Origin of the sequence: Cupriavidus lacunae, assembly GCF_003353055.1 — a bacterium.
Taxonomy (GTDB): domain Bacteria; phylum Pseudomonadota; class Gammaproteobacteria; order Burkholderiales; family Burkholderiaceae; genus Cupriavidus; species Cupriavidus lacunae.
In genome coordinates, this window is the sequence record NZ_QKWJ01000087.1 from 23,834 (window position 1) to 31,140 (window position 7,307).

7 protein-coding genes and 1 pseudogene are annotated in these 7,307 nt (G+C 64.5%); 5 read left to right on the forward strand and 3 right to left on the reverse strand.

Features of this window, described 5'->3' with window-relative positions; genetic code table 11:
• Positions 1-64: 64 nt before the first annotated feature.
• The 3 genes from DN412_RS35770 (at position 65) to DN412_RS35780 (ending at position 2,789) form a co-directional block, all read left to right on the forward strand.
• On the forward strand, positions 65-1,297 hold the full coding sequence (locus DN412_RS35770) for a CaiB/BaiF CoA transferase family protein (RefSeq protein ID WP_115215879.1): 1,233 nt from the start codon (positions 65-67) through the stop codon (positions 1,295-1,297).
• Positions 1,294-2,025 (forward strand): enoyl-CoA hydratase/isomerase family protein, encoded by a 732-nt coding sequence (locus DN412_RS35775; RefSeq protein WP_115215880.1) that lies wholly within the window; start codon positions 1,294-1,296, stop codon positions 2,023-2,025. Before DN412_RS35770 ends, DN412_RS35775 begins: the two co-directional genes overlap by 4 nt.
• Before the next feature lie 176 nt (positions 2,026-2,201).
• The gene (locus DN412_RS35780) at positions 2,202-2,789 is read left to right on the forward strand and encodes a helix-turn-helix domain-containing protein (RefSeq protein ID WP_244222946.1); all 588 of its coding nucleotides are present in this window, start codon (positions 2,202-2,204) and stop codon (positions 2,787-2,789) included.
• On the opposite strand, the gene DN412_RS35785 is transcribed toward DN412_RS35780, so the two are convergent.
• From DN412_RS35785 to DN412_RS35795, 3 genes are all read right to left on the reverse strand, one after another.
• Positions 2,753-3,247: an Lrp/AsnC family transcriptional regulator gene (locus tag DN412_RS35785; RefSeq protein ID WP_039015668.1), complete on the reverse strand. Its 495-nt coding sequence runs from the start codon at positions 3,245-3,247 to the stop codon at positions 2,753-2,755. The two genes, DN412_RS35780 and DN412_RS35785, sit on opposite strands and share 37 nt — an antisense overlap.
• A 97-nt stretch (positions 3,248-3,344) precedes the next feature.
• Complete coding sequence (locus DN412_RS35790; RefSeq protein WP_115215881.1) at positions 3,345-4,283, reverse strand: 2-hydroxyacid dehydrogenase; 939 nt, start codon at positions 4,281-4,283, stop codon at positions 3,345-3,347.
• 5 nt (positions 4,284-4,288) lie between these two features.
• A complete protein-coding gene (locus DN412_RS35795) occupies positions 4,289-5,110 on the reverse strand; it encodes a GNAT family N-acetyltransferase (protein ID WP_244222947.1) in 822 nt (273 codons plus the stop codon).
• A 439-nt stretch (positions 5,111-5,549) separates the two neighbouring features.
• Between DN412_RS35795 and DN412_RS35800 the strand changes: the two genes are divergently transcribed.
• Together DN412_RS35800 and DN412_RS45050 are read left to right on the forward strand one after the other, a co-directional pair.
• Positions 5,550-7,169, forward strand: coding sequence for an ABC transporter substrate-binding protein (locus tag DN412_RS35800; protein WP_208647726.1), 1,620 nt, complete (start codon positions 5,550-5,552; stop codon positions 7,167-7,169).
• A 14-nt stretch (positions 7,170-7,183) separates the two neighbouring features.
• Positions 7,184-7,307: pseudogene (locus DN412_RS45050) on the forward strand (ABC transporter permease); the annotation flags it as partial.

A 7,307-nucleotide genomic window follows, 5' to 3' on the forward strand; every position in this document is an offset into this window, starting at 1 on the left:
AACGGTTGCATTTCCGTTGTATGCAATATAGAGTGAGGCATGCGATCTTACAAGGGGAGAAAGCATGACCAACGCAACTTCCTTGCCGCTTTCGGGGATTCGTGTCCTGGATCTCACCAGGGCTCTTGCGGGACCCTTCTGCACGATGGTCCTGGGTGACCTGGGCGCCGACGTGATCAAGGTCGAGCCCGCGGGTGGGGACATGATCCGCCACTGGGGGCCTTTCGACCGCGGCACCAGCGCTTACTACCTGAGCGGCAACCGCAATAAGCGCGGGATCGCCGTCAACTTCCGCGATCCGCGCGCGCTTGACCTGCTGCGCGATCTCGCCGGCCAGTACGACGTGATCGTGGAGAACTTTCGAGCCGGCGCCATGGAATCCATGGGTCTTGGCTACGAGGCGCTTGCCGAAGCACACCCCCGGCTTATCTATGCGAGCGTCACCGGCTTCGGCCGTACGGGACCAGCGAGTCAACGTCCCGGGTTCGACCAGATTGCCCAGGGATACTCCGGACTCATGAGCGTGACGGGCATGCCGGAATCGGGACCGGTCAGGGTGGGTGTGGCGATCGGCGATCAGACTGCCGGCATGTGGTGTGCCATTGGCATCCTTGCTGCCGTAGCGCAGCGCCATGCCACCGGGCGCGGTCGCCGGGTGGAGACATCACTGCTGGCAGGACTGGTCGGACTCATGAGCGTCCAGGCCCAGCGTTACCTGAGTCTGGGGGAGATTCCCAGTCTTGCCGGGAATACGCACCCTGTGATTGCGCCATATGGCGTGTTCCAGACCGCGGATGGGCCATTGAACATCGCGCCGGCGACAGCCGAGATGTGGAAGCGCCTCTGCGAAGTGGTTGGACTCCGGGACCTGGTCGATGATCCGCGCTACGCGACGAATGCAGCGCGGATCGAGCGGCGTGCCGAGCTCAAGGAGATCATCGAGGCCAGGCTGAAGGCGCACAGCCGCAACGAGTGGACGCAACGACTGCTGGAGGCGGATATTCCGGCTGGCCCGATCTACAACGTCGCGGATGTCTTCGCTGACGAACAGGTCGTTCACTCCCGACTTGTGGAGCAAGTCCAGCATGCAGAGCTGGGTTCCATCCGGCAGGTCGGCAGCCCGATCGCCTTCGACGGCCGCCATGGGGAATCCATTCGCCGCGCGCCGCCCCTGCTCGGCGAGCACACGTTCGACGTCCTGCGGGAGCATGGGTTCATCACGTCTGACCTGGAAGCCCTGGCGCGCGAAGGCATCATCCTGCAGCACGGCCACGCAAGCGATGAAATCAAGCCATGACATCCACACAGCCTACCCTTCAAATCGCCGGCGCGACGGCGACGATCACACTGCGACGCCCTGCCGAGCACAACCGGCTTGACCCCGACGATGTCGGGATCCTGCTGCGGCTCGTGGAACAAGTGAGGTGCGACACGACCTTGCGGCTGCTCGTGCTGACCGGCGCAGGCGAGAAGACCTTCTGTTCGGGCTATACGCTGAGCCAGATCGGCACCCGCCTGGACCGATCGCTCGAAGACATGATCGACGCCCTGGAAACCCTCGAGCTCCCGACCATATGCGCGATGAACGGTAGCGCCTACGGTGGTGGCACTGACCTCGCGTTGGCCTGCGATTTTCGGATTGGCGTTCACGGTTGCAAGCTGTTCATGCCCGCCGCGAAGTTTGGGCTGCACTACTATCCAGGGGGGCTGCGGCGCTTCGTTTCGCGCCTGGGCCCTACCGCAACCAAGAAAATCTTCCTGACTTCCATGACGCTCGAAAGCGAGGAATTGCTCCGGATCGGCTTTCTCACTGACCTTGTTCGCCCCGAGGACCTCCCCGCTGCCATCGACAAGTATGCAGAAAGCATCGGGCGTTGCGACGCTGGCGCTGTTCGCTCCATGAAGCGGCACATCGACGCGATTGCCGCCGGTGCATGGAACGAAGGCATCGGCAGGTCGGCCTATGAAGCCTCGCTGCGCTCAGAGGAGACGGTGCGGCGCCTTGCCAAACTCGCTACCAGATAGACGTCGTTGCGATGAAGACTTCGAGCGCGACTAGCGCAGCGGATCGTTTCCTTCCTTGACGCACAGCGTGCCGGCATGCAGAACGACAGGATTGCGGCCGCTACAAGCCCCAGGCCGCCCAGTCCCCGGGGGGCATGTCAAGTCCGCGATGCGACACTTGAACGGCCGTGCCCGCCATGGTCCATATCAGCTCGGCTGCACCCATACCGCAGATTCTGCGTTCTCGACAGCGCAGTTCGCAATTCGATGTGGGCCAGAGTGGCAAGATCGGCGTGAAGCACGGGAACGTTGCACTTATGCTCGATAGCATGAGTACGACCGTTGCATCCTCTCAACCGCAGATCGCCCGCCCCACTGCGGACGACCACGCCCATCCCCGCCTGGGCGCCGCGCTCGCCTATATTCACCTGCACCTAAGCGAACCGCTGCCGCTGCCGCTGCTTGCCGAGCTCGTCCAGCTCAGCGTCGGGCGCTTCGTGACCGTGTTCCGGCAGACGGTGGGGATGACGCCGCACCGCTACATCAGCCTGAAGCGCATCCGGCGCGCGCAGTGGTTGCTCAGGGAGGGCCACTCTCCGGCGCTGATCGCGCACGAGTGCGGCTTCTATGACCAGAGCCACCTGACGCGCTGCCTGAAGAGCGTCTGCGGCATGACGCCACGGCAGTTCCAGACCGCGAGCGCCCCGCTCCCCGCTAATACCGGTCGCAGCCCGCCAATGCCCCGGGCTCAGGTTGTCGATGGAAACAGCCGTTCGATGGGATAGTGCGTCTTGATAAAAGGCGACTTGATCACGATGAAGCTGAAGTACTTCTCGATGCCGATATTGCGCTCCAGCAGGCTTTCCATCAGTTCCTGGTAGTGGTTGACCCCACGGGTGATGAACTTGAGCAGGTAGTCATAGCCGCCGCTGACAAGGTGGCATTCGACGATCTCGTCCACCGCGCACACCGCCTTCTCGAAGCGCGCAAAGTCCTCGCGATGGTGGTCCTCCAGCGTGATCTCGGTGAACACCGTGAGAATGTCGCCCAGCTTGTCCATCCGGATCTGTGCGCTGTATCCGCCGATATAGCCGGCCTGCTCCAGCCGCTTGACGCGAATCAGGCACGGGCTTGCAGAAAGACCCACGGCATCGGCGAGGTCCACGTTTGTCATGCGGCCGTTCTTTTGCAGCTGGGCAAGGATGCGCAGGTCGAGTCGGTCAAGTTTGATGGGGGCGGACATGGGCTTTCAAGACTGGAATGACTGGATCACATTGTCCCCGCATGGATCGGCGAGAGCAATCGGGGCACGCCCGGAAAGTGAGGCATCGCATCGCCTTTCAGTACCCTTTCGCACGGTCCACCAGCCCGATCAACGGTTCGCCGCGCTGCAGGCGGCGCAGATTGTCGAGCACGACCCGCGCCGCCGTGCCCGGCTGCGTCATGCTGGCAATATGGGGCGTGAGCCAGACCCTGGGGTGGCGCCACAACGGGTGGCCGGCAGGTAGCGGCTCAGGGTGCGTGACGTCGAGAATGGCCTCGCCGATCTGCCCCGCATCCAGCGCGGCCAGCAGGTCGGCATCGTTCAGGTGCTGCCCGCGCCCGACATGCACCAGCCCTGCCCCATATGGCAGGGCGTCAAACACGCGAGCGCTCAATACTCCACTTGTTTCATCCGTCAGTGGCAGCAGGCAAACCAGGATATCGGTGCGGGCCAGGAACGCGTCCAGGGTCTGCGGACCGGCATAGCACTGCACCCCTTCCAGGCTGCGCGGTGACCTTGCCCAGCCGGCACAGTCGAACCCGAACAGCCGCAGCCGCCCCAGTACGGCCTGGCCCAGCGAGCCCAGACCAAGCACGCCGACGCGGCGCTCGTGTGCCGCGCGCACCTGCAGGGGCCTCCACGCTTCCTGCGCCTGCTGCCGCCGGTACGCCGGCATGTCGCGATGCAGCGCAAGGACCGAGAACACGACGTACTCCACCATCCCATCGACGATACCAGGCTCGATCATCCGCACCAGCGGTACGTGCGCAGGCAGCGCGTCCAGGTCGAACTGGTCGATGCCGGCTCCGGTCGAAAAGAGTACCTGCAGGTTCGGGAACCGCTCTGCGATGCGGTCCGGCGCCTCCCAGGCTGCCAGGTAGCGGACCTTGTCGGGATCCCCGATATCGGGCCAGATGCGGAAATCGATGCCAGGCGCCTCGCGCGCAAAGACCTTGGCCCAGTCCCGGCCGCGCACGGGATCCGCCTTGTACAGAAATGTCGTGTCTTGATGCATTGTTTTTATCCGAGGGCCTTGTCGGCCAGCGCAAAGGGAAGAAATGGTGCCGTTGGCGAAGCCGGGGTGCCGCGAGCCAGCACCGTCGCGTCGGCGACGTGCGCCAGGCCAAGGCAGCCGAGCCAGTCCTCGAGTTCGCCATCGGCGTGGACGTCCAGGCGCAGCACGCGCCCTGTCACCAGGCCGGACAGGTGCGCGATCATGGCCTTGGCCGACATCGCGCAGGGTGCGACCACGGGGCCGACCATCGCGCCGCGGCCGAAGCGCCGCAGGATCGCGAAGCCGCGGGGCCCGTCGGGGTGATCGAGCACCACCGTACCGATCGACTGGCGCAGCCAGGCCTGAATCAGGGACGGGCGTGCAACACCGCGGGCCCCCTGCTCCATGCCGACCAGCAGTTGCAGGTCATTGCGCCCGCCAGGCCGCAGGCGGCAGCCTTCAGGCAGCGCCATCAACGGCGCCGGCAACGCTTTGCCCTCGTATTGATGCACCTCGCCGATGCGCTCGAACCCCATGCGCGCATAGAAGCGATGCAGCTTCCCGGGGGCGTGAAGCAGCACGGTGCGCCCGTCCAGGCCGGCGCACAGCGCCTCCAGCAACACGCTGCCAATTCCCCGCTCGCGGAAGGCCGGGGCTACGACGAGCAGCCCGACTGACGCGCCGCGCTCGTCCCACAGCCAGCGCATACCGACACCGACCACCGCGCCGCCGACTTCGGCAACGCAGCCCTCGCCCATCTGGAACAGCATCTTCCAGTCGCTGGGGCGATGCGGCCAGCGTACATCTTCGGAAAGCGAAAGTGCGACGGGCAGATCGGACTGTGCCATCACGCGGACGGCGGGCGGTCCATCGCTTGCATGGAGGGGGAACTGCGCGGAATTCATTGCAGTAAGGGCCAGCGCCGGACGAAAAGAGAGAGCCCTGATGATGCGATGAACAGGCAAGGCCCGGATAGGAAAAATTTGCTGCATCCGACGATGCACCGACGCTGTGCCTGCCTAGGGTAATCCCGAGGATTGTTGCGGTGCACATGCACGCACGCAGTGCGCATGGCAGGCAATGCCAAACCGCCTACGCGAAACCGCAGGTTTTACTGCCACGGCTTGCAATACCCCACAAAGCCATCGGTCCCACATGCTTCAATGTCAGGGAGATGACACGCAGCGCGCTCGTGCTGCCTCAGCAGGAGCTTGCCCCGCGCCGCATGGTCCTGAGTTGCCACTTTCGCGATCCTCCGAACTCCGGTCCCCACCAGGAGCTATTGCCATGTCAGACAAGAAGCCGTTCGAGGGCCTCATCGGCCCTGCCGAATCCACCCGGATCATGAGCGCCCTGCACCATGGCGCCACCAGGCGCGACGTCCTGAAGATCCTGGCTGCCGGCGGCATGCAGCTGGGGCTTGCCGGCAGCCTTGCCGGCGCAGCCATGTCGGCGCATGCGCAGACGCCGCGCCGCGGCGGCCGCATCCGTGTGGGCAGCGACAACGCGTCGCCCAGCGATACGCTCGATCCGGCCAAGCAATCCAACAAGACCGACTACTGTCGCGGCACCATGCTCTACAACGGCCTGACGAGCCTGGATGCGAAGCTGGTGCCGCAACCGGCGCTGGCTGAGTCCTTTGCCTCGCAGGATGCCGTGACCTGGGTCTTCAAGCTGCGCAAGGACGTCACCTTCCACGACGGCAAGCCGCTGACGCCGCAAGACGTGGTGTTTTCCCTGATGCGCCACAAGGACCCCGCCACCGCCTCGAAGGCGAAGACGCTGGCGGACCCGATCAAGAGCGTGAGCGCCACGGGCCCGAACGAAGTGACCGTGGTGCTGGACGGCCCCAACGCGGACTTCCCCGTCATCGTCGGCACGTTCCACTTCCATATCCTGCGCAACGGCACCACCGACTTCAACACCGGCATCGGCACGGGCCCCTACAAGCTCAAGGAATTCAAGCCGGGCGTGCGCTCGATGGTGGTACGGAACGAAAATTACTGGAAGCCCGGCAAGCCCTACCTCGACGAGATCGAATTCGTCGGCATTGCCGACGAGGGTGCGCGCGTCAATGCGCTGCTCTCGGGCGATCTCGACATGGTGGCTTCGATCAACCCGCGTTCGGTCGGGCGCGTGAAAGGCACGCCCACGACCGATGTGTTCGTGACGCAATCCGGCCAGTACACCGACCTGATCATGCGCCGGGATACCGGCCCGGGCGCCAACCCCGATTTTGTCCAGGGCATGAAGCTGCTGGTCGACCGCGAGCTGATGAAGAAGAGCATTGCGCTGGGCTATGCCGTGCTGGGCGATGACCAGCCGATCGATCCCACCAACCGCTTCTACTTCGCCGGGCTGCCGCAGACCAGGCTCGATCCGGAGAAAGCCAAGTTCCATCTCAAGAAGGCCAACATTGGCAGTGCCGCCATCCCGGTGGTGGCCTCCCCCGCCGCGCAGTACTCGGTCGACATGGCCCTGATCCTGCAGCAGTCCGCGCGGCAGGCGGGCGTCAATATCGACGTCAAGCGCATGCCCGCTGACGGCTACTGGTCCAATCACTGGCTCAACAGCCCGGTCGGATTCGGCACGGTCCTGCCGCGCGCCAGTGCCGACACGCTGCTGACCCAATTCTTCAAGTCCGATGCGGCGTGGAACGAGTCGCGCTACAAGGACCCGAAGTTCGATTCGCTGCTGCTCGCCGCGCGCGCCGAGACCGACCTGGCCAAACGCAAGCAGATGTACGCCGACATGCAGTCCATGATCCGGCGGGACGCAGGGATCGGCATACCGCTCTTTATCGCCACCATCGACGGCTACAACAAGCGGGTCAAGGGCCTTTCCCCGATCCCGCTGGGCGGCCTGATGGGCTACTCGTTCGCCGAGCACGTCTGGCTGGCGGCCTGATCCAAGGAGACACCATGAACCCCTTCATCTTGCGTCTGCTGGCGCGGCGCATCGGAATGGCGCTGATCTCGCTGCTGGCCGTCTCGGCCATCGTCTTCGCCATCACCGCGGTATTGCCCGGCGATGCCGCGCAGGAGC

Bases quoted from the DNA above. Each gene is read 5' to 3' on its own strand.
- DN412_RS35770 (WP_115215879.1), top strand. From the start codon at position 65: ATGACCAACGCAACTTCCTTGCCGCTTTCGGGGATTCGTGTCCTGGAT.
- DN412_RS35775 (WP_115215880.1), top strand. From the start codon at position 1,294: ATGACATCCACACAGCCTACCCTTCAAATCGCCGGCGCGACGGCGACG.
- DN412_RS35780 (WP_244222946.1), top strand. From the start codon at position 2,202: ATGGTCCATATCAGCTCGGCTGCACCCATACCGCAGATTCTGCGTTCT.
- DN412_RS35785 (WP_039015668.1), bottom strand. From the start codon at position 3,247: ATGTCCGCCCCCATCAAACTTGACCGACTCGACCTGCGCATCCTTGCC.
- DN412_RS35790 (WP_115215881.1), bottom strand. From the start codon at position 4,283: ATGCATCAAGACACGACATTTCTGTACAAGGCGGATCCCGTGCGCGGC.
- DN412_RS35795 (WP_244222947.1), bottom strand. From the start codon at position 5,110: ATGGCACAGTCCGATCTGCCCGTCGCACTTTCGCTTTCCGAAGATGTA.
- DN412_RS35800 (WP_208647726.1), top strand. From the start codon at position 5,550: ATGTCAGACAAGAAGCCGTTCGAGGGCCTCATCGGCCCTGCCGAATCC.